General features: G+C 61.8%; 13 protein-coding genes. 8 read left to right on the top strand and 5 right to left on the bottom strand.

The genetic code is table 11. From position 1 onward, the window contains the following. Positions 1-284: 284 nt before the first annotated feature. The 6 genes from NL532_RS12040 (at position 285) to NL532_RS12015 (ending at position 17,321) form a co-directional block, all read left to right on the top strand. The gene (locus tag NL532_RS12040) at positions 285-13,154 is read left to right on the top strand and encodes a cadherin-like domain-containing protein (RefSeq protein WP_286488117.1); all 12,870 of its coding nucleotides are present in this window, start codon (positions 285-287) and stop codon (positions 13,152-13,154) included. Positions 13,155-13,222: 68 nt separating this feature from the next. Continuing rightward, complete coding sequence (locus NL532_RS12035) at positions 13,223-13,594, top strand: hypothetical protein (protein WP_023818629.1); 372 nt, start codon at positions 13,223-13,225, stop codon at positions 13,592-13,594. A gap of 34 nt (positions 13,595-13,628) precedes the next feature. Beyond that, positions 13,629-14,378 carry a lytic transglycosylase domain-containing protein gene (locus tag NL532_RS12030; RefSeq protein WP_023736103.1) on the top strand — a complete coding sequence of 250 codons (750 nt, stop codon included), beginning with the start codon at positions 13,629-13,631 and terminating at the stop codon, positions 14,376-14,378. A gap of 98 nt (positions 14,379-14,476) precedes the next feature. Next, positions 14,477-15,676, top strand: a complete 1,200-nt coding sequence (locus tag NL532_RS12025) for an ABC transporter substrate-binding protein (RefSeq protein WP_031203149.1) — start codon at positions 14,477-14,479, stop codon at positions 15,674-15,676. A 13-nt stretch (positions 15,677-15,689) separates the two neighbouring features. Next, positions 15,690-16,403: a thermonuclease family protein gene (locus NL532_RS12020; RefSeq protein WP_245270282.1), complete on the top strand. Its 714-nt coding sequence runs from the start codon at positions 15,690-15,692 to the stop codon at positions 16,401-16,403. A gap of 165 nt (positions 16,404-16,568) precedes the next feature. Further along, complete coding sequence (locus NL532_RS12015; RefSeq protein WP_023687765.1) at positions 16,569-17,321, top strand: GGDEF domain-containing protein; 753 nt, start codon at positions 16,569-16,571, stop codon at positions 17,319-17,321. Between the two features lie 652 nt (positions 17,322-17,973). Here NL532_RS12015 and NL532_RS32190 read toward each other — a convergent pair. From NL532_RS32190 to NL532_RS12000, 3 genes are all read right to left on the bottom strand, one after another. After that, the gene (locus NL532_RS32190) at positions 17,974-18,288 is read right to left on the bottom strand and encodes a hypothetical protein (protein ID WP_353654661.1); all 315 of its coding nucleotides are present in this window, start codon (positions 18,286-18,288) and stop codon (positions 17,974-17,976) included. Between the two features lie 115 nt (positions 18,289-18,403). After that, the gene (locus tag NL532_RS12005) at positions 18,404-18,649 is read right to left on the bottom strand and encodes a hypothetical protein (RefSeq protein WP_023670916.1); all 246 of its coding nucleotides are present in this window, start codon (positions 18,647-18,649) and stop codon (positions 18,404-18,406) included. A gap of 319 nt (positions 18,650-18,968) precedes the next feature. Further along, positions 18,969-19,391 carry a hypothetical protein gene (locus tag NL532_RS12000; RefSeq protein ID WP_245270413.1) on the bottom strand — a complete coding sequence of 141 codons (423 nt, stop codon included), beginning with the start codon at positions 19,389-19,391 and terminating at the stop codon, positions 18,969-18,971. Positions 19,392-19,444: 53 nt separating this feature from the next. Here NL532_RS12000 and NL532_RS11995 point away from each other — a divergent pair, with 53 nt between their 5' ends. Next, complete coding sequence (locus NL532_RS11995; RefSeq protein ID WP_023753040.1) at positions 19,445-19,957, top strand: response regulator; 513 nt, start codon at positions 19,445-19,447, stop codon at positions 19,955-19,957. Positions 19,958-20,555: 598 nt separating this feature from the next. On the opposite strand, the gene NL532_RS11990 is transcribed toward NL532_RS11995, so the two are convergent. After that, a complete protein-coding gene (locus NL532_RS11990; protein WP_286488116.1) occupies positions 20,556-20,795 on the bottom strand; it encodes a hypothetical protein in 240 nt (79 codons plus the stop codon). Positions 20,796-21,030: 235 nt separating this feature from the next. Further along, positions 21,031-21,516, bottom strand: a complete 486-nt coding sequence (locus NL532_RS11985) for a hypothetical protein (protein ID WP_155923887.1) — start codon at positions 21,514-21,516, stop codon at positions 21,031-21,033. 555 nt (positions 21,517-22,071) lie between these two features. On the opposite strand from NL532_RS11985, the gene NL532_RS11980 reads away from it, so the two are divergent. Next, positions 22,072-23,502, top strand: coding sequence for a coiled-coil domain-containing protein (locus NL532_RS11980; protein WP_023830085.1), 1,431 nt, complete (start codon positions 22,072-22,074; stop codon positions 23,500-23,502). Positions 23,503-23,678 lie beyond the last annotated feature (176 nt).

The following is a 23,678-nucleotide window of genomic DNA, read 5'->3' as shown; positions in this document are numbered from 1 at the left end:
CTCAAATTACTGGAAAGGAAGGTGGATAAGTTTCCTTCAATCGGGAATACCTATTTTGTGTAAAACTTTATTCAAACTTATACTTCTGTTTACCAATCCAGCTCAGCCGGCGGATATAAACGAAGCGCGGCGCGGTCAATGTATATCAGATTATATCTTCCGGGTTTACCACACGTAAAAAATGCCGAGACTTGCATACCGGGATATATGAAATTGATTGCGGGACAGTTGCAAAGCAGAAGTCGTCACTGTCTCTATCCGGGAAATGCCGGAGGGGTTTGGCGATGACGACCAGTAACGATTTGGATACCGTCTCGAATTCTTGGGACGAGCACTCTTCACATGAACATGGCGGCTCGCCATCGCAGGCAGGCATCCAGGTAGCGCAGGCCGCTCAGGCGGCGCCTGCCGAGCCGGTGCCGGTCGATGTCGGCAGTGGCGCACCCGTTCAGCCGGCAGCACCCGCGGAGGCGAAAGCGCCGGCGGCAGCCGCGCCGCATGAATACGTGGCCGACGCCAGCAACATCGTGACGCTTCCGGCGGACGTCTCCATCGACAACATCAAGGTCGACGGCCACAATCTGTTGCTGGAACAGGCCGACGGTTCAGTCATCCTCATCAAGGATGGCGCGCTCAACGTGCCGACCTTCATCATCGGTGATGTCGAAGTTCCGCGCGTGGCCTTGCTGGCCGCTCTTGAAGCGAGCCACGTCGATGTCGCCTTCGGTGCCGATGGTTCGATCTCGGCCGGCCCGGGCGGCGCCCCAGGCAGTGCCGGCGGCGACTTCACCATTCCCCCAGGTGGTATCGGCGACGGCTTCGATCTTTCCGCATTGTTGCCGCCGACGGACCTGCAATTTGGACGGCTGGAGCCGCGTGAGCTGACGATCGGGGTCAGGGAAGAAGATACGACGCCGACAATCGACATTGGCTCCGGATTTGTCGTCAACGAGGCCGCGCTTTCCGACGGGACGGACCCGGCCAGCACCGCCGAGCAGGTTTCAGGGACCTTCAACATCGTCTCGGGTGATGGCATCGGGACGCTTGTCATTGACGGTGTGGACGTGACCAACGGCGGCAGCGTTGCCGGGCAATACGGCACGCTCGTGGTCACCGGCAATCCTACGAACGGCTATAGCTGGATTTATACCCTTGCCGACAACACTCTTGATCATCACGACAACTCATCGACCGGAACGACCGAGGGGGTTTCCGACAGCTTTGCCGTCGTGGTTACAGACACAGACAATGATCCGGCCACCGCGACCCTCAATATTGGTGTGCTGGACGACGGCCCAACGCTTTCGGTCCAGGCAACTGCGCAAGCGGCACAGTTGCTTTCGGTCGAACTCGACGAGACGGTCGGCGGCGACCGCTACAATAGCGGCGAGACTGAAGATGCCGGCGGTAACGCCAACACGGATGACAGCGTTGGCCTGGCCCAGGTGACGACCGGCCTGGCGGGTGGCCTTTCTTCGCTGTTCGCCGTTGGCGGCGTCTACGGTGCAGACGGACCGGGCAGCACGACCGGGCAGTTGGCATTCACCGGCATTCCGGCCGGTGGCCTTGCCACGAATCTCATTGCCACGGACGGCGGGGCCATTACGCTCTTCCTCGAAGGAGGAGTGATTGTCGGCCGCGACACGCAGGGTGATCAGGTCCTGACCATTGCGATCACCGGCGCGCCCGGCGCAGAGCAGTTGCAGACCACGCTCTACGAAGCGCTCAACCATGGCGCCGACGGCAACAAGTTCGATTCCGAACTCAATCTGTCGCTGACCAATGGCGGCCAGGTTCAGCTGCAATATGAGGTAACGCGCCAGGACGGCGACGGCGACACCATTACCGAGAAGGCGACCGTCGACCTGATCAACGGCCAAGGCTCCGCATTCTCCTTCGACGACGATGGGCCAAGCCTAACGGTCGGCGCCCACGATGGAGCGGCTGGCCTGCTTTCCGTCGAGCTTGACGAGACGGTTGGCGCGGATCGCTACAATGGCGCTATCGGCGAGACCGAAGATGCCGGCGGCAACGCCAACACGGATGATGCCGGTCCGGGCCTGGCGCAGGTCAACACCGCGGTAGCAGGCGGACTGACCAATCTGTTCACTGTCGGCGGCAGCTATGGTTCGGACGGTCCTGGTACCGTTACCGGGAATCTGAGCTTTACCGGCATTCCGGCCGGTGGCCTTGCCACGAATCTCACCGCCACCGACGGCGGCGCCGTCACGCTCTTCCTCGAAGGAGGAGTGATCGTCGGCCGCGACACGCATGGCGATCAGGTTCTGACCATCGCGATCACCGGGGCGCCTGGCGCCGAGCAGCTGCAGACCACGCTCTACGAAGCGCTCAACCATGGCGCCGACGGCAACAAGTTCGATTCCGAACTCAATCTGTCGCTGACCAATGGCGGCCAGGTTCAGCTGCAATATGAGGTAACGCGCCAGGATGGCGACGGCGACACCATCACAGAGAAGGCGACCGTCGACCTGATCAACGGCCAAGGCTCCACATTCTCCTTCGACGATGACGGGCCGAAGGTTACTGGCACCGCCCAGGTCACCGCGAATGTCGACGAAGACGGTCTGCACAACAGCCAGTCCACCGGAAATGCCGACAATCTTCAGCCTGGCGAAGTGACCGGAACAAACTCCGCGGTTGCCATCGGTGCTGCCGGCGCATTGAATGCAATCGTCGACTTCGGCTCTGACGGCCCGAATGCGACCTCGGCCTTCGGCCTTGTCACCCAAACCACCCCATCGGATTCGGGATTTGATTCGAAAGGCGGCAACGTCCTCATCGTCTCCGACGGCACGACCCTGACCGGCTATGTCGATGTAGGCGCCGGCGCCGGCTATCAGGCGGGCACGGATCGTCCCGTTTTCACCCTGACCGTCGGTGCGGACGGCTCCTATGTCTTCACCCTGATCGACCAGATCGATCATCCGACTCTGGATACGCTCCCGGGCGATAACACCGAAAATACGCTTGCCAATGGCGGTATCGATCTTTCGGCCTTCGTCATCGCCATGGACGGTGACGGCGACACCATCGGACTGGCGGCTGGTACGTTCAAGGTCCAGGTGCTCGACGACGTTCCGCAGATCGTCGCGCGGGATGCGGGCACGACAACCACAACCACGACCGAAACGATCGTCTATACGCTGCAGGCCGGCAACACCGATGTTCGCGGCATGGATGGCGCCGGCAATCACGACATCAAGCTCAGCGGCATCGACATCAACGAAGGCGACAATTCCGTCAACACCACCGGCACCAAGATCGGCGTCGGCGACGGCCAGATCATCGACGGATACGAAACCCATCCGCATTTGACCGGCCCCGAAATCGTGACGATGGACTTCGTCAATGATCTTGTGATCACACCCAACGGTCCGAATCCGCCAAGCGTCAGCGACAGCGGCTCGTACGATGTCGCCTCGGTCAAGTTCACGATCGATGTTGCGGAAGCCCAGGGTGTCGAAGCCGCCGTGATGTTCATCGGCGCCAAGGACGGTGGCACATTCGAACCGTTCACCGTGAGCATCAACGGTGTGCTGACCGCCGGCACGGCTGTCTTCGAAGGCGGCGCGCAGGTGGGCTATGCCTTCGCCGGCGTGCCGGATGGTGCGACTGTCGAGGTCATTGGCAGCACCCCGTTCGACCAGCTCAAGGTGGGCAACTACAACGATTTTACCTTCGATTCCAACGCTGGCGGAACCGATGCGACCTTGACTGGCGGCAACCCGTTCAAGATCTTCGGCATCGAAGCCAAGATCACCACCGTCACCACGCAGACGGAGGTCTTCAGGGTCAGCCACGACGAATCCGCCGGCGTCAACAATGCCGCGGATCCCAATCCGGCCAACGACACCGCGCTGCCCCCGCCTGCCCTGGTCACCGAACCAGACGCACTAGGTTACGCAAAATCTTCAGCCAGTGCACTCGGCCTGTTCAATGCGTCGGTTGGCGCGGACGACGACGCGACGTTCTCCTTTGCGGTGACGGATGCGAACGGCAACCCGCTGGCAAACATCGATTCGGGCCTGAAGACACTCGACGGCCTGGCAATCATGCTCTCGACAAATGCGGACGGCGTTCTCGTCGGCTCTGCCAACGGCGTCGACGTCTTCAAGGTTTATGTCGATCCAACCGGAGCGGTCTGGATCGGGCAGTATCAGCCGATCGCTCACAACGTCGACGGTTCAAGCACCGCAGCCTTTGACGACATCGCGACCGTCACCGCCGACCTGCACGTCAAGGCCACGATCACCGATTTCGATGGCGACACGAGCACCGCCGTATCCCATGTCTCCTTGAGCATCGAATTCCAGGATGACGGTCCGGTTGCGGTCAACGATCAGGACTCGGTCACCGAAGATGGGCCGCTGACGGCAGATGGCAATGTGATCACGGGGGTCGGCGGCGCCGACGCCAACGCAACCGACGGCCACGCGGATCACCTCGGCACTGACGGCCTGGGCTCGATCACCTGGGACGGTGCCGTTGCCAATCATGTAGCAGGAACCTACGGCGAGCTGACGGTGGGCGCCGACGGCAGCTACACATACGTGCTCTACACCCAGGCCCAGAACCCGGCCGGGTATGCCGCGGTACAGGCGCTGGATGCCGGCCAGACCGTGGCCGAGAGCTTCGACTATGCTGTGGCGGACGGCGACGGCGATACCGCTCTGGCGTCCCTGACCATCACCATCAACGGCACCAACGACGCGCCGCAGATCGTCGTCGACCAGGGCAACCCGGCCGGCGCGCACGACCTGGTCTATGAAGCCGGCCTTGCGGCGGGTTCGGCGGCCGGCAACGGCAGCACGGTTGCGACCGGCACCTTCACGGTATCGGACCCCGACGGCCTCGACGACGTCCAGAGCGTCACCATCGGCGGCACCACGGTTGCCATCGCCAGCCTCAACGGTTCGACCTTCCCGGGCGACCACGGCACGCTGCTGATCACCGGCTACAACGCGGTAACTGGCGTAGCGACCTACCAGTACACGCTGACCAGTCCGACCACGGACGTTCCCGCCGTCACCGAGACCGAGACCTTCTCGCTCACCGTGTCGGACGGCACCTCGTCCTCGGCTCCGGCGGCGATCGTCATAGACATCGTCGACGACGTGCCGACGGCAGTCTCGAACAGCAACAATGCTGCCGAGGGCGCCATCGTGACCGGCAACGTGCTGACCAACGACGTGGCCGGCGCCGACGGCTTTGCCGCCGGTGGCGGGGTTGTCGGCGTAGCCGCCGGCAGCAACACCGCAGTGCCGGTGAGCGGCGGGCTTGGCGGGGCGGGCATTCCCGGCACCTATGGCACGCTGACGCTGAACGCCAACGGCACCTACAGCTATGACGGCCTGCCCAACGTGGTCCCGGTCGGCGGCGCGACGGACACCTTCGTCTACACCATCATGGATGGCGACGGCGACCTGTCGACGACGACGCTCACCATCAACCTGTCCGACAGCGGCCTGGCCGCTTCCAACGACGACCTGACGGTCAACGAGGCGGCGCTGCCGATCGGCAGCAACCCGTCGAGCACCGCCGAGACCATCGCCGGCACTGTCGTCGACAATGTGTCGGGCGGCACCGGTCCCTACACCTACGCACTGCTGAGCAGCGCCACCGGCGTGCACGGCACGCTGACCTTCAATGCCAACGGCACCTACAGCTACACGCTGACCTCGCCGGTCGACGGCGTCGACGCCAACAACGGCACCAACACCGTCAACAACGTCGAGAGCTTCACCTACCAGGCCACCGACGCCAACGGCAACACGATCACCAACACCATCACCATCGACGTCACCGACGACGTGCCGACGGCAGTCTCGAACAGCAACAATGCTGCCGAGGGCGCCATCGTGACCGGCAACGTGCTGACCAACGACGTGGCCGGCGCCGACGGCTTTGCCGCCGGTGGCGGGGTTGTCGGCGTAGCCGCCGGCAGCAACACCGCAGTGCCGGTGAGCGGCGGGCTTGGCGGGGCGGGCATTCCCGGCACCTATGGCACGCTGACGCTGAACGCCAACGGCACCTACAGCTATGACGGCCTGCCCAACGTGGTCCCGGTCGGCGGCGCGACGGACACCTTCGTCTACACCATCATGGATGGCGACGGCGACCTGTCGACGACGACGCTCACCATCAACCTGTCCGACAGCGGCCTGGCCGCTTCCAACGACGACCTGACGGTCAACGAGGCGGCGCTGCCGATCGGCAGCAACCCGTCGAGCACCGCCGAGACCATCGCCGGCACTGTCGTCGACAATGTGTCGGGCGGCACCGGTCCCTACACCTACGCACTGCTGAGCAGCGCCACCGGCGTGCACGGCACGCTGACCTTCAATGCCAACGGCACCTACAGCTACACGCTGACCTCGCCGGTCGACGGCGTCGACGCCAACAACGGCACCAACACCGTCAACAACGTCGAGAGCTTCACCTACCAGGCCACCGACGCCAACGGCAACACGATCACCAACACCATCACCATCGACGTCACCGACGACGTGCCGACGGCAGTCTCGAACAGCAACAATGCTGCCGAGGGCGCCATCGTGACCGGCAACGTGCTGACCAACGACGTGGCCGGCGCCGACGGCTTTGCCGCCGGTGGCGGGGTTGTCGGCGTAGCCGCCGGCAGCAACACCGCAGTGCCGGTGAGCGGCGGGCTTGGCGGGGCGGGCATTCCCGGCACCTATGGCACGCTGACGCTGAACGCCAACGGCACCTACAGCTATGACGGCCTGCCCAACGTGGTCCCGGTCGGCGGCGCGACGGACACCTTCGTCTACACCATCATGGATGGCGACGGCGACCTGTCGACGACGACGCTCACCATCAACCTGTCCGACAGCGGCCTGGCCGCTTCCAACGACGACCTGACGGTCAACGAGGCGGCGCTGCCGATCGGCAGCAACCCGTCGAGCACCGCCGAGACCATCGCCGGCACTGTCGTCGACAATGTGTCGGGCGGCACCGGTCCCTACACCTACGCACTGCTGAGCAGCGCCACCGGCGTGCACGGCACGCTGACCTTCAATGCCAACGGCACCTACAGCTACACGCTGACCTCGCCGGTCGACGGCGTCGACGCCAACAACGGCACCAACACCGTCAACAACGTCGAGAGCTTCACCTACCAGGCCACCGACGCCAACGGCAACACGATCACCAACACCATCACCATCGACGTCACCGACGACGTGCCGACGGCAGTCTCGAACAGCAACAATGCTGCCGAGGGCGCCATCGTGACCGGCAACGTGCTGACCAACGACGTGGCCGGCGCCGACGGCTTTGCCGCCGGTGGCGGGGTTGTCGGCGTAGCCGCCGGCAGCAACACCGCAGTGCCGGTGAGCGGCGGGCTTGGCGGGGCGGGCATTCCCGGCACCTATGGCACGCTGACGCTGAACGCCAACGGCACCTACAGCTATGACGGCCTGCCCAACGTGGTCCCGGTCGGCGGCGCGACGGACACCTTCGTCTACACCATCATGGATGGCGACGGCGACCTGTCGACGACGACGCTCACCATCAACCTGTCCGACAGCGGCCTGGCCGCTTCCAACGACGACCTGACGGTCAACGAGGCGGCGCTGCCGATCGGCAGCAACCCGTCGAGCACCGCCGAGACCATCGCCGGCACTGTCGTCGACAATGTGTCGGGCGGCACCGGTCCCTACACCTACGCACTGCTGAGCAGCGCCACCGGCGTGCACGGCACGCTGACCTTCAATGCCAACGGCACCTACAGCTACACGCTGACCTCGCCGGTCGACGGCGTCGACGCCAACAACGGCACCAACACCGTCAACAACGTCGAGAGCTTCACCTACCAGGCCACCGACGCCAACGGCAACACGATCACCAACACCATCACCATCGACGTCACCGACGACGTGCCGACGGCAGTCTCGAACAGCAACAATGCTGCCGAGGGCGCCATCGTGACCGGCAACGTGCTGACCAACGACGTGGCCGGCGCCGACGGCTTTGCCGCCGGTGGCGGGGTTGTCGGCGTAGCCGCCGGCAGCAACACCGCAGTGCCGGTGAGCGGCGGGCTTGGCGGGGCGGGCATTCCCGGCACCTATGGCACGCTGACGCTGAACGCCAACGGCACCTACAGCTATGACGGCCTGCCCAACGTGGTCCCGGTCGGCGGCGCGACGGACACCTTCGTCTACACCATCATGGATGGCGACGGCGACCTGTCGACGACGACGCTCACCATCAACCTGTCCGACAGCGGCCTGGCCGCTTCCAACGACGACCTGACGGTCAACGAGGCGGCGCTGCCGATCGGCAGCAACCCGTCGAGCACCGCCGAGACCATCGCCGGCACTGTCGTCGACAATGTGTCGGGCGGCACCGGTCCCTACACCTACGCACTGCTGAGCAGCGCCACCGGCGTGCACGGCACGCTGACCTTCAATGCCAACGGCACCTACAGCTACACGCTGACCTCGCCGGTCGACGGCGTCGACGCCAACAACGGCACCAACACCGTCAACAACGTCGAGAGCTTCACCTACCAGGCCACCGACGCCAACGGCAACACGATCACCAACACCATCACCATCGACGTCACCGACGACGTGCCGACGGCAGTCTCGAACAGCAACAATGCTGCCGAGGGCGCCATCGTGACCGGCAACGTGCTGACCAACGACGTGGCCGGCGCCGACGGCTTTGCCGCCGGTGGCGGGGTTGTCGGCGTAGCCGCCGGCAGCAACACCGCAGTGCCGGTGAGCGGCGGGCTTGGCGGGGCGGGCATTCCCGGCACCTATGGCACGCTGACGCTGAACGCCAACGGCACCTACAGCTATGACGGCCTGCCCAACGTGGTCCCGGTCGGCGGCGCGACGGACACCTTCGTCTACACCATCATGGATGGCGACGGCGACCTGTCGACGACGACGCTCACCATCAACCTGTCCGACAGCGGCCTGGCCGCTTCCAACGACGACCTGACGGTCAACGAGGCGGCGCTGCCGATCGGCAGCAACCCGTCGAGCACCGCCGAGACCATCGCCGGCACTGTCGTCGACAATGTGTCGGGCGGCACCGGTCCCTACACCTACGCACTGCTGAGCAGCGCCACCGGCGTGCACGGCACGCTGACCTTCAATGCCAACGGCACCTACAGCTACACGCTGACCTCGCCGGTCGACGGCGTCGACGCCAACAACGGCACCAACACCGTCAACAACGTCGAGAGCTTCACCTACCAGGCCACCGACGCCAACGGCAACACGATCACCAACACCATCACCATCGACGTCACCGACGACGTGCCGACGGCAGTCTCGAACAGCAACAATGCTGCCGAGGGCGCCATCGTGACCGGCAACGTGCTGACCAACGACGTGGCCGGCGCCGACGGCTTTGCCGCCGGTGGCGGGGTTGTCGGCGTAGCCGCCGGCAGCAACACCGCAGTGCCGGTGAGCGGCGGGCTTGGCGGGGCGGGCATTCCCGGCACCTATGGCACGCTGACGCTGAACGCCAACGGCACCTACAGCTATGACGGCCTGCCCAACGTGGTCCCGGTCGGCGGCGCGACGGACACCTTCGTCTACACCATCATGGATGGCGACGGCGACCTGTCGACGACGACGCTCACCATCAACCTGTCCGACAGCGGCCTGGCCGCTTCCAACGACGACCTGACGGTCAACGAGGCGGCGCTGCCGATCGGCAGCAACCCGTCGAGCACCGCCGAGACCATCGCCGGCACTGTCGTCGACAATGTGTCGGGCGGCACCGGTCCCTACACCTACGCACTGCTGAGCAGCGCCACCGGCGTGCACGGCACGCTGACCTTCAATGCCAACGGCACCTACAGCTACACGCTGACCTCGCCGGTCGACGGCGTCGACGCCAACAACGGCACCAACACCGTCAACAACGTCGAGAGCTTCACCTACCAGGCCACCGACGCCAACGGCAACACGATCACCAACACCATCACCATCGACGTCACCGACGACGTGCCGACGGCAGTCTCGAACAGCAACAATGCTGCCGAGGGCGCCATCGTGACCGGCAACGTGCTGACCAACGACGTGGCCGGCGCCGACGGCTTTGCCGCCGGTGGCGGGGTTGTCGGCGTAGCCGCCGGCAGCAACACCGCAGTGCCGGTGAGCGGCGGGCTTGGCGGGGCGGGCATTCCCGGCACCTATGGCACGCTGACGCTGAACGCCAACGGCACCTACAGCTATGACGGCCTGCCCAACGTGGTCCCGGTCGGCGGCGCGACGGACACCTTCGTCTACACCATCATGGATGGCGACGGCGACCTGTCGACGACGACGCTCACCATCAACCTGTCCGACAGCGGCCTGGCCGCTTCCAACGACGACCTGACGGTCAACGAGGCGGCGCTGCCGATCGGCAGCAACCCGTCGAGCACCGCCGAGACCATCGCCGGCACTGTCGTCGACAATGTGTCGGGCGGCACCGGTCCCTACACCTACGCACTGCTGAGCAGCGCCACCGGCGTGCACGGCACGCTGACCTTCAATGCCAACGGCACCTACAGCTACACGCTGACCTCGCCGGTCGACGGCGTCGACGCCAACAACGGCACCAACACCGTCAACAACGTCGAGAGCTTCACCTACCAGGCCACCGACGCCAACGGCAACACGATCACCAACACCATCACCATCGACGTCACCGACGACGTGCCGACGGCCACGAACGACACCTGGGCTCCGACCATCACAGGTGCAACGGTTCTCGCTGGTCTCTTGGACAACGACAAATTCGGAGCCGATGGCGTCGACACCGACAACAATCCGGTCAGCGGCCAGGTGACCGCCACCAACGGTGCTCACGGCACCGTCACCTACAACAACGATGGAACGTTCACCTACACGCCGACGGGCATCTATATCGGCTCGGACTCTTTCACATACACGATCAAGGACGGTGACGGCGACACTTCGACGGCCACGGTGACCCTGAATGTGCAGACCAACACCGTTCCATCGGGTGGCGGGACTGCATCGTTGACATTGAACGAAGCCGCGCTCGACACCACGCTCGATGCTTCGGCGCCTGCGGATCTCCAAGCCGGGGCCGTGACCGGCACCAACCCAGGCAGCCGCGGCGAGACGGCGCAAGCAATCAGCGGCATCACCTTCACCACGACCGGCGAAGCCATTAATGTTGCATTCGCCAACCCGACCGGCGATCCAAACTGGGTGGCGCCGACTGTTTCTGGCCTAGCCTCTGGATACACAATCAGCTGGGCGCTCGTCGGCAACCAACTCGTCGGCAGTCTGATACAAACGGCCGGCAGCGTGAACCTCGGCGCATTCGTCTATTTGGCGCTGTCAAACACAAGCGCCGGCGCCAACAGTTCGTTGACACCCGTCGTTACCGCGACACTGACCGACCAGCTCCAGCATCTTGCCGGCTCGGGCAACGTCACCATCAACGGGCTTCAGGTGGTGGCAACCGACACCAGCGGTGATCATGTTTCCGGATCGGTCAATCTGACGGTCCTGGACGACGTTCCGCTGCCATTCAAGCCGGATGGCATCTTCGTGGAAAACACCACGCATACGGTGCTGACGGAGAGCATCAATTTTGCCGCGAGCGCCGGTGCTGACGGCGTTGGCAATGTCGTGTTCAACGTGACCGAAGGCGCGGCCGTCACATCAGGCAGCACAAACATATTCCTGAATGGCGAGCAGGTCTTCTTCCACGTCGTCGATACGCATACTGTGGAGGGACGGACCTCGGCCGCGAACGGCAGCGACCTCGCTTTCACGGCGACCCTGAACCCGGCGACAGATACTTGGACATACACCCAGGCCGCGACGATGTTTGCCGGCAACCAGTTCAATACGGCGAACTTCTCGCCAAGCGGCGGCAACAACCAAGCGATTGTCCTGGACTCCATCGGCTCAACCAGCGACCTGCTTGCAACCGCCAACAGCCCCAATTTCGTGAACACCAGCACGGGCAGTTGGGGCGTCGATGGCGGAAACAGCATCAGCCCTGGTGAGAAGATCCGCTTCGATTTCGTCAGCAATGCAACCACCGATGGCACCATCGCCGGAACCCCCGCGGGCATCGGGGCGGGAACCCACTATACGGATCACTACGAGGTGGCTAGCTATACACAGGGGATTGGCAATGTCTCGGGACCGGGCCTGGTTTCGATAACGATCCGCCCGGTCAACGCCGACTATGATAACACCTACATAGGTGATGTTACCGGCGAAAGCACGGCGCTCGGCGCCTTGGTCACTGTCGTCAACGGCTCCGGCGGAGCTACTCCGACCGCAACGAACAATGGGGACGGAACGTGGACGATCACCGGTCTCGCGCAAGGCGACACCTTTACCGTCGTTGCAAATTCGGACCCGTTCAGCGCAATCGAAATTTCGGCCAATGTTGGCTCGAATGACTTCAAGCTAGGCCCGGTCACCTACACGACCGCCAACGCCGTCACACCGTTCGACATCTCGATCCCGGTCACGGCAACCGACGGTGACGGCGACCCAATTGCCGGGTCAGTGACGGCACACCTTTCGCCCGATCTCAGCACCTGGCAAGGAACTTCGGGCGTGGACACTCACACCACGACCGCGACGGAAACCACGCTGCTCGGCGAGGACGGTAACGACACCCTCAATGGACTCAATCTCCAGGCTGATATCCTCTCCGGCGGACGCGGCGATGATACCTTGTCGGGCAACTCCGGTAACGACACGCTTTACGGCGGCTCGGGAGCGGACATACTGTTCGGCGGCGACGGCAACGACCTGCTGATCGGCGGTTCCGGTCAGGACACGCTCACCGGTGGTATAGGCGTCGATACGTTCAAGCTCGAGCACCTCGACATCAAAGATCTTATCGCTGACTACAGCGGTGTCGGCGGCCATGGCGACATCATCGACCTTACCTCCTTGTTCGATACAGCCGCCGGAGGGGCCAATGTCGGCGACTTCGTGAACTACAATGCGGGAACGAACACTCTCAGCGTCGACGCCGACGGTTTGGCCAACGGCGCCAATTTCGTGGACGTGGCCACCTTGACGAATGCACCCGTCGCCAACACGATCACCCTGCTCTACGATGACGGAGTGACGCAGCATACGACAACGGCAAACGTGGTCTAGGAGCATGGTGCGGGGCCACGCGACTATGCTATGTATTAGAGATTAGGAATACAGAGGGGGATCTCATCATGAAACGTTCCGTAAGACTGTTGGTTTCCGCTGCGACGCTGTTGCTGGCAGTCGGGTCGACGGGTTATGCCGCCGACATCATCGAAGGGCCGGTGGCCGACTATTGCCGGACCGTCGGCACATCGAACCTGGTGCTGACCGACAACATCGTCGATCTCAAGGCCGAGGTGGTGAAGCTGATGGACGAGTCGGTGGCCGTCGCCAACAGCTCGGAATGGATCAATTCGTCCCGTCCTGCCTTCGTCTGGGCATCGGAAGCCAAGGTCGCCTGCGGCATGGCCTATGGCTACCTCAAGACGAACTACAAGGACGAGGACACGCTCAACAAGTGCGAGTGCTTCCACGACCGCATGGTCGAGTACATGAACTGACCGAAAGGGATCAAGTCGCGCCGACAGGCTGACGATGATCGCCCGTGGAAGATTGTCGAGAGCGATTGCCGGAGCGATCGCACTGGCCGTTTTTGCCCCTGAAGCCCGTGCCAACTGGCTGGAACGACCTGCCCTCGAGCAGCAAGCTCCGTCCGGCTTGACGCGGCCGGTTCGCTGCGATTTCGCTCCGGAATGGACGCGCGAGACATTCAAGGCGTTCGCGACGTGCCAGGCATCGCTCTACGGCCTGGAGCCGGTGCTGGCGCACGCGGTGATGGAGATCGAAAGCGGATTCGATCCCGATGTGCACGGCGCCGATGGTGAAGTCGGGTTGATGCAAGTGATGCCGGCGACGGCGCGAATGCTTGGCTTTCGCGGTTCGCTCGACGAACTCGCGGTCCCTGCGACCAACATCGCGCTCGGCGTCAGATATCTGGCGCAGGCAAACAGCCTTGCCGAAGGCGATCTTTGCACGACCGTCATGAAATATCGCGCCGGGCACGGTGAAACCCGGTTCTCCGAACTTTCGGTCCGCTACTGCCGGCATGCGCGCGCAATCCTGGCGAGAGAAGGTTTTGCGGTGGCCGGCCCGCTACCGGTGGCGACGTTCGGATTCTCCGCATTCCCGACAGCAGGAGACGATGGTGCCCCTGCCCCGGCGAGGCGGATTTGTGTGCGCCGACTGTTCGTGCCGGGCCCGCGATACATGAAATGCACGGACTATCGAAGCGCCGGGCAAGCCAGAATGATCAAGGCGCTCCGGGCAAGACTTTTCGACGGCTGAGCCATAATCCAGCAATTGCAAAGACGGCGAGGCAAGTCTGCCGTAAGATGAACGGATGAGACCGGGACAAATACCCGGCGGGATATGAGGGAGGCATCATGGATTCTGGCCGGCAGCGACACGGTTCGTGGACGTGGGCGATCGTCTTTGCGTTAGCGGGCATAGTGTCGGGCTGCCAGTCGAAAGGCAGCGTCTCGGACGCGCTCGACCAGGCGGCGATCGCCGCACCCGGAGCGCCGGCCGCCGGCACCGCTGCCAGCCCGGCCCAAGCCACGCGATCGCTCGGCACCGGGTCGACGAAGGTCACGATGCTGCTGCCTTTGTCGGCCCCGGGCAACGCCGGCGAAAACGGCAGGAAGATGCTCGATGCGACCAAGCTGGCGATGGCCGACCTTGGAAATGTCCTGCTCACGGTCACGGTCGAGGACACCAAGGGCGACAGCGCGCACGCCAGCGAATTGGCTGTGAAGGCGATCACCACTGGAACCAAGATCGTCATCGGCCCGGTCGAACTCGCGGCCGCGCAGCACATAGCCAAGCTCTCGGGATCGAAGCGACCGCCGGTGCTGGCGCTGGCCGACAATTTCGCCGGCGGCCCGGGCGTCTATGCGGTGCGCCTCAACGAGGCCGACAGCGCGGCCGCGGGCGCAGCCGGCCTGGCGGCCAAAGGCAGCAAGAAGTTCGTGTTGCTCGTCGCGGCAGGAGCGAATGCCGGCGCGGTTGAAAAGCGGGTCGCCAACAGCCTCAGCATCTATGGCGCGACGCTCGCCGTCACCATTCCGTATCCGGCCGGCGATGGCGGCACCAAAGTGGTCAATGATATGGGCTCGCTGGTCGAGGCTCCCGATGCCATCATCATCGCCAGCGGCGACGACAATCCGGCGCAGATCCTTGCGGCGCTCAAAACGAAAGGCATTCCTGGAAAAGCAATTGCCGTCGTTGGAACCAACCGCTGGCTGGAACATCCGATGGAGCCGCTGTTTGAAGGCTCCTACATCGCCACGCTCGACCCAACCGAAACCGGCCCGATCGCCGACCGCTTCAAGACGACCTACAATTATCCAGCCGACGCCAATGTCGCCTACGCCTATGATATGGTCGCCCTGACAGCAGGAATTGCAAGTTCGGCCGGGCCTGACGGCTTCAGCAAGCAGGTGCTCGAAAATCGGAGCGGATTTCGCGGATCGACCGGCCTGTTCCGGTTTCGGGCGGATGGCTCCAGTGAGCGATCCATGCCCTTCTACCAGGTTCGAAAAGGCGCACTCAAGCTGGTCGCCAAATCGACATCGGGGTATTGAGGGGCAAGGAACCTTGCTTGAGTTGATGGGCTGGCTGAGGCACAATCGCTTGATATTGCTCGGAAGCCTGCTCCTCCTGGCCGGGGTCTTGTTGATCATCCGGGCCGCCGATCTGCTTCCCATCGATCGGCCGATACCAGCGCCGCGTCAATCCATCGACGATAGCCAGCCAATGCGACCAGTTGCGACCGTCGCCAATACGCCATGGCGAGGACGGGCACGCAAGATTGCTCAGGACCTTATCGCGCCGCCACAGCTTGATCCGGCGCAAATCGAACGGGTCGAGCCGCGCCCGCCGCTCAGCGACCTTGGTCTGGCCGCGCCTGCAGGGATGCGAATGCCAAAGGATTGGAAAGAGGTCCTGCTGTACCAACCAGCCGCCACCTCGTCGGCAACCTTCGAATCCGTAGGGCGCAAGGTAGCCATCAGCGGGATCCAAGGCATTGACCTGGATGAGACCTGTTCCTTTCGTGGCATCGCCTGGCCTTGCGGCCAGCGTGCGCGCGCGACGTTCAATTCCTGGCTGCGCGGCCGGGCGCTGAAATGCGTCGTGCCGCCGGAAATCGATCGTTTTGCCATTGCGGCACCGTGCAGCTTGGGCAAGCAGGATGTCGGCGCCTGGCTTGTTTCCAATGGCTGGGCGACGGCCCTGGCGAGTGGCATCTACGGCAAGGCGGAGGCAGTGGCCAGAGACGCGCAGATGGGGATATTCGGTCCGCCGCAATAGCCGATAATTCGGTGTCGTTGCTTTTGCCGCCGTAGCCTTGCTTTTGAAGGGCTGATTTCGGGCCGATGGTAGGTGATTGCGCCATTACTAAAATTGTATGTTTCCTCGAAACTGAAAGTGCAGCACCTTGGCCTTATGACAGCCGATCAGGCGGGAGATTGGCTAATGATGACACCAATGGCGAATAGCTCGCCCCGGCAATGGAAAGATATCGCATGGCTGACTGCCCTGGGATCGGCGGGAATTCTGCTCCTCTCGGTTGGCCTAAATTATCTGCTTCTGTTCTCGGAAGCCTTGACGCCCTTCGGCCGCAGCATGGTCACAGCGATCCTGTTGCCGGTCATCGTCGGTGGCCCACTTTTCCTGTTCATTGGACTGCAGCGGACCGAGCTCGTCCGTTATCGAAGAGAACTCAACAAGTCGGCGACCTTTGACAGCCTGACAGGCTGCCTCAACCGGACAGTCTTCACGTCGATGGTCGAAAGGAGAGCAACCAGGCCGGAATCGTCTGGTCCAAGATCTGGCGCCTTCCTGGTCATTCATCCCGAACACATCAGGTCCATCAATCTGCGCTTCGGCCTTGGCTGGGGTGACGAAGCCTTGCGGCTCATAGCCTCGACCATCCAGTCATCGGTACGCAAGGAAGATCTGGTGGGCCGGATCGGAACCTCCATGTTCGGGGTCTTTCTGCCCGGTGCGACAGAAGACGACGCCAGGGAGATCGGCGACCGTATCCGGGCGCGCGTGGCCCAAGCCTATTTCGCGCCAAAAGGAACCGCGGACACGCTGACCATCAGCGTCGGCGGCGTGGTGTTTGAAAACGAGTTGGAATTCGAGGACATGTTCCGATCGGCGGAATCGCTGTTATCCGGCGTCGAACGCCAGCCCGGATTTCAATTGTCGCACCTCCACAACTAGCTGAAACAAGTCGTTGCCGGAGGAACACCGCCGCAAATGTCTTGCCGCACGGCTGCGGCAGCGATCATCTTGGCCCTTGTTGCCAAACCGGACGATTGACCCATGGGGCGGTTTCAACCCGTGGGAGGTCTGGCTCCTGACGGTGCTGATGGCATCGGCCGCGCATCGCTGGCAGTATTGCCGGACCGATCAAGTTCTGGTTGCCGCTGGTTGCAGCAACCTTGATCGCCTTGATGGCCGGCTATGGGACCATGCTCCTGCCGCCGAACTCCTGACAGGCCGAGACACCCGCCGCGCGAGTAGCATCAGGTTCGGCGCTCAGGGTACGAGCGACAAAGCTTGAGGCACACAGATAGCAGTTGGATCCCCACGGCTCTCTCTTCATCCGTGGGGATCACAAGCACGTCGACGTCGGAACCAGCAAGGCTGATGACCTCGTCGCCTCGTCCATTCAGCTTGTGGTCGATATTAACCGCAAGCCAGCCGGCCACAGCCCCGGCCCTCTCTCACAGTTCGAAGACGCTTTCGATTTCGCCGTTGATTTGGTCGGCAGGGATGCCAGGCTTCTCGGCCGCCGTCGTCAATTGGTCTGCTAAGTCGCTGGCGGCGATCGGATCGCCCCGCGTCACAATCGCGGCGCGGAAGGGTTTTATTAGCTCGCCCTCATCTTGACGCCGGCGCCGGCTGCTCCAAGGTCTTGGGCATCGCTCGGGGAAGTATCAAAGTTGGCGACGAGGTCGCCGTCACGGCGATTGTGCGCGGCCGGGTGACGCCCGATCGCATGAGCGTGACGATCCCCTCCTACGACTTCCCGCATTCTGTTGTCGATTCGACTTGGAAGACTGTGATTGGCCAGCATATGGAATTGATCGGCCCTGTCACACGCATCGACGGGGACAAGGTAACCGTCAGCCTCCGGCCATTGGTGACTGTCGAGGCCGAGCACGTGCGCCTTGTCGAAAGACATGTGGCGCTTCCACGCGGGCGAAAAAAGTCGCTGGTTGACAAAGTTTAACTTGCCTGCCCACCCAAGTAACGGCCAGTGAAACTTTCCCCATCACATCGGCTCTGGTCGCCTCCCGCTAGCTGCCGGCGCGTTGCGATATCGGCACAGTAGACGGGTTGGCATTTTCCGAACTTTCCGCCATGTCGTCGCGATGACGTTGGCGAAGGCGCTTCAGCAGATCGCGTGAGGCTTGAATCGCCCTGCGCGATTGATCCATGTTCTGGCGAAACGTGGCGCGTTCCTCCATGGACTTCTGCCACTTCAGCAAGGTGGCCGTAGTCGCAGTAGCGGCTTGAGCGATTTCTATGGGCGTTGCAACCATCGCATTCTCCCTAAAAAGGCAATGGTAAACGCAATCTTTATAGGCCCAACGAAACCCTTCTCCAATTAAAAACGACCATACGGCATACGGCAAAATGGCTATTCGTCGGGGCGCTCGACGGCAGCTTCGTCGACCTCGGCTTCCATGTCTCGTCGTTGACGGTCTTGGTCTTGCCAAAACCGTCCATCGCCACACCGTCAAAGCCCTGCAGCCACACGTCGGCATGTTCCTGCCAGTAAGCTGGCACCTCACGCTCCTTGCCATCCTTGCGCGCTTGGGCGCCGTACATCCAGGCGTAGGTGGCGCGTCCTGATCTTTCTTAGGCATGGCCATTTGCATCATCCTCCCGGAATTCCAGCAGCCTTGCGTGCCGCAGCTTCTCTTCGCCTTTGAGGGTCTCGACCCAGCCAACCAGTCCGGGCTTCAGCCACTCGGCCTTTTCCTTTTTATGTCCCTTCGGGACCGGGCCGCCAACCTTGCCCTGGACACGATCCCAAAGCGCTTGCCGCTCAGCGGCATTGAAGTTGACGAGTGCGCCGCCTTTGTAGAGGCCCTTTTCAGCCATGATCACCTGGGTAGCTTTGCCGCGCTCGCGCTGTGCACCGATGATTTGCATTTCCTTTTCCTCAAAGCACTTGATCTTGCGCCAAGCGCTCGTTTGCCGCTGCGATATGGACTGCCCTCGAGCTTCGAGACCATGCCTTCTAGCCCGTCTCGTCGACCAGGTGGCAAACGGCGTCACCAGTGCGGCATCGCTCCGCTGAATTGAATGCGCCCGCCGGCAGGGATCATTTCGTGCAGGATCTCGCCGCGATCTTCGGTCGGCATCCCGCGCAGGTCATGATGCGTGGAACCCTGCCGGTTGCTGACCGTTCTCCGTCAATGGAAGCCCCGAACCAACAGAGCCAAACGATCCTCGTGGTTGACGGCGACGTCATCGCCCGATGCGTCATCGCGGACTATCTCCGCCACTGTGGCTACAGGGTGATTGAGGCCCATTTCGCACGTGAGGCGCAACAAGCGTTGAACTATGCGGAGTTCGGTGTGGACACCGTCTTGTGTGACGTTGACCTGCCGGGCAACATGAACGGGTTCCAACTGTCGAAGTGGGTTCGCGAGAACAAGCCCGAGGTCAAAATAGTGCTTTCTGCCGCAGTAGAACGAACTGCGATCGCGGCGGGCGACCTTTGTCAGGAAGGCCCGCACCTTGCGAAGCCGTATGAGCCGGCCAACGTAGTGGACCATATCAGGCGACTGCAGCGTGTTTGGAGCTTACGATCCAGGAACCCTGGTGCAAAGCGCAATTGATCTCTGTCCAGACGCCGAGAGGCTCGTCTGCATACCAATGGTGATTTAGCCCTGCGAACTGGACGCCGCTCAAAGGAAGAACGGCGTATAAGCCGCAGTCCTGCGTGCGGCCGCAACAGTGGACGGTTGTCCCGCGCAGGACGGAGGAAATTCGCCCTCCTGCCGCGGGCGGTGAACGGGATATCGTAGGAGCGTCAGCATAGCGCCGGCCACAGGCGGGACGCGGCACCGACTGTCCCCGTCCGGTAGTCCGCATGTTTTGGTCGAAGCCGACCGGCTGAGATCGTGCGCATTTTGGTTCTCGACGGTACGGCCGCTGATCGGCGATGATGCGAGGACCGAGTTGCCCGGAAGAATCGATCTGGTCTTGCACCTTTTTTGCTTCCTCATTCGCGGGGCAGCTTGTGATTTTCCAGCCTGACAGACCCTCCCCTGTCTATAAGAAATTTCCCGACGCATGAGCGCACGTCCAACACAGTGCGGACTCCAATGCTCACCGGCAGCGCGAGAATGGTAACCACCTATCTTGAGGGGAGCGCCACGTGCGTAATCAACGATGCAGGCGCTGCCAACCTCGGCATCCCCGGGAATAGCAGGCTTATAAATGAATATATCGTTGATCAACGCTATCGCCGCAGCCGCCGGGAGATGGACAGACCGCGTTCCAGCCAGCGGTATCGATGTTCCAGGCTAAAGGCATTGGCATGCCCGAATTAGAAAAATGACCTGAATCCCGTAAAGCAGCAACAAAATGCCGAAAGCTATCCAGAAGCCCGGTCGCGTAAGCAATGCCAGATCTTTTCTTAGCTGCTCCATTCACATCAACTAACATGGCCAAGCGTCGTTCCCGTCCGCTGGGGACAAATTTCAACTAAGCTGATCGGCTTCGTCGCATAATGGCCGTGCCACTGCGGATCGAGACACCTCAGCGCCCCGCATGAGCACGCGCAACTCGATCGGAGGCGCAAGGAGAAAGTTCGGAACGGTTCCAAGAGCCCCATGCAAACTGAGCGCCGCAGCGGACGATAAGGTTCACGCATATCCCGGCGAACATCCGCACAGCAATGGTCAAATCAGCGGCAGAAGGGCGTCCGAAAAGGGCTGCCGGCGGCTCTGTCGTCGGAACTAAAAAAGAAAAGAAGCAGAACTTTCGTGTGCGATCGCGCACATGATCGCGTCTGCGCTTCAGTTCGCTTGAGAAAAACGCATCTCTTCGTCACCGCCTCATCGAGAGCCACCGCTGCGGCATCCTGAATACAGGTCGGCGATCCGAAAAGCATGCATTGCGCAAGAGTTTCCAAACTGATGCCAAGACCGGCCCAAGCGTCCATCCTAGCCTGCAGATGCTGTTGAGAGGAACTCGCCGTTGAATATTGTGCTGCGGTAAACCTCATCGCTGATGATCCATAGATTGTGCCGCTCGGCAATGTCGCAATGGTTTCCAGATCCTCCTTGCCGAACACATATACGCCGGGATTGTTTGGGAGTTCAGCAAGATCGCCCGCCTTCGATCTCATACCGCTGATTGGACAATATTCTCGGATATCTCTGCCGCGCATTTTGCAGCGCTAGTTTGACGGGTCGGGCCACTGCTCCGCCGGCGCGTATTGCCGCTTCGTATGTAGCATACCAAGGCTCAAGGCAAAGCACCTCGTCGCCAGCTCCGGCAACGGAAGCTTAGTGTGATTGAGCGGCCAGGCGGCCGGTCCCCAATTCGTTCGAATGATGCGCTTGCCTCGCCAATGTCGCATGGTGAGTCAGCCGGCAAACCAAAACACTCAACCGCCGGTTAGGCCCGGCCGCCTGATGCGCCCCACAAGAGGCTGTGCCGGGCCGTTCGTCGGGGCTTCTGCACCTGAGCGTTAATGTGCCCAGGCAACACACCATTGACGCCAAGACGATGGCAAGAAGGGGAGCCGCGCAGTCCTCAAGAATAAGTCAGCAGGCACCTAGACCGATGTAGGGCCTTCCAATCGCAGCTCTCGGCTCCTCGCGGCGCCGGCGCCCTGGCATCGTTTGATTGAACGAAGACGCTGAGTTGAGCTCTCGATACAAAAGCATCTCAGTCCTCGTGCCTCAATCGTTCCGGGCATGCGGCTGCAGGGGATGAAGTCATGAAGTTCAGGGATTTGATCAGACGCGCCGAGGACAATGTGGAGAGGTCGTTCGACGATCTCGAAGCTGACTTGGCTAACGCTGTCGACCAGTGCCTCGATTTGGAGGATGTCGCCGACGTGCCAAACATGGCAGGCGACAACAACGAACAGGATGACAGCGTACCAAGCGAGGACGGTGCCGGCAACGACGATGATAGCTCGCCGATACCAGCGCATCGGATGACCTCACACACGCAGAGCAGAATTGCTGCCGTGAGCTCGTTTAACGGCTTGTTCCACGATGCCAAGCTCCATTTCGAGGAGATCAACGCAAAAATCTCCGAAATTACAAGCACATGTCAACTGACGTTCGAGTTTTTTCACATCCTTCACGCGGACATTCTCCGTGCGAACGAACTGGAGTTGGCGAATCAAAATCTGATCGCAGATCAAAGGAGCTTGTCGGAAACACTCAATGACCTGAACAGACGGTACTGTGAGCGTCAAGGCACGGTCGAGACATTGCAGCAGCGCCAGGCAAGCCTTGTTCAGGAGTGCGAAGTGCTCCGTGGCGCATTGGCCGCGGCAAGGCTGGAGCTGGTCGAAGCGGCGAACAACACCACAAAGAACGAAGCGGAATTTGGCGACCTCACGAACATGCTTGCCGCCGCAAATGTCGAGGCCGACAGGCGCTCCCGAGAGAACAAACAGCTGCGTGAAAAGAATGTGAGCCTGTCTATTGACCTGGAAAAGGCCATGAAGCGGGAGGAAGAGGCACGGCATAGGCTGGATGCATTCTCGACGATCCATGCCAACGAAGCTGCGCGAAATTCCGAAATGCTGAGTGCGCTCGGCAAGAGCGAAAAAGAGGCAATCAAATTGCACACCTCACTCGAGGTTGCGCAGGCGAAGTTATGGGAGGTGACCGAAGCAGCCAGGATTATGCAGGCGGACATGGATGGCGAGCTTAAACGCTGCCAGGCTGAGAACCGAGGATTGCGCTCAGAAGTTCAAAGCCTCCAATCGCGCTTCGAACTCGCCTCAATCGCAAACAACGAGGCCGCAGCCGAGATCGCCAGGCTCCAGCTACAATGGAGCGACGCCCTGGCGGAAAAACAGGTGACTGACGAAAGGTTGGCCGCACTCGCTGAGGAGGCCGAAACCAACAAGGTGAACCTTTCCAAGATCACCGCAGATTTTGCACAGCTGTCCATGCAGCAGGCGTCCGATCAGATTGAACTCGATGTGAGACGGCAGGAATGCGAGGACTTGCGGGTCGAAATTGCCTCGGTCAATGCTCGGGTCAGGGAATTGCTGCCCTACAAGAGGTCGCATGGAAGCGCGAACGCCTTGCCGCATACATCTGACGTGGCAAATGTAGCGGTGACTGCAGACCGAACGGTGCATGCCGCACGCCGTGTCCGCCGCAGGGCCCTCGCCGCGTCGTAGGAAGCAAAGAACCTCTCCTCGTGAGGCAATTGCCCATGTTGATGATCGTGGAACGGTATGCGCTGTTTGTTGCGCAAAAGATGACAGGACACTAACGCTGTTGTCGGGGCAGGACTTGGTGAGGCGGCCAGGAAAATCCTGTTGGGGTATCCTTGTAGCCGGGACAATGTCCCAGA

It is taken from the genome of Mesorhizobium sp. C120A (genome assembly GCF_030323105.1).
In the GTDB taxonomy this organism is placed as follows: domain Bacteria; phylum Pseudomonadota; class Alphaproteobacteria; order Rhizobiales; family Rhizobiaceae; genus Mesorhizobium.
This window is presented reverse-complemented; position numbering and strand designations above follow the sequence as displayed.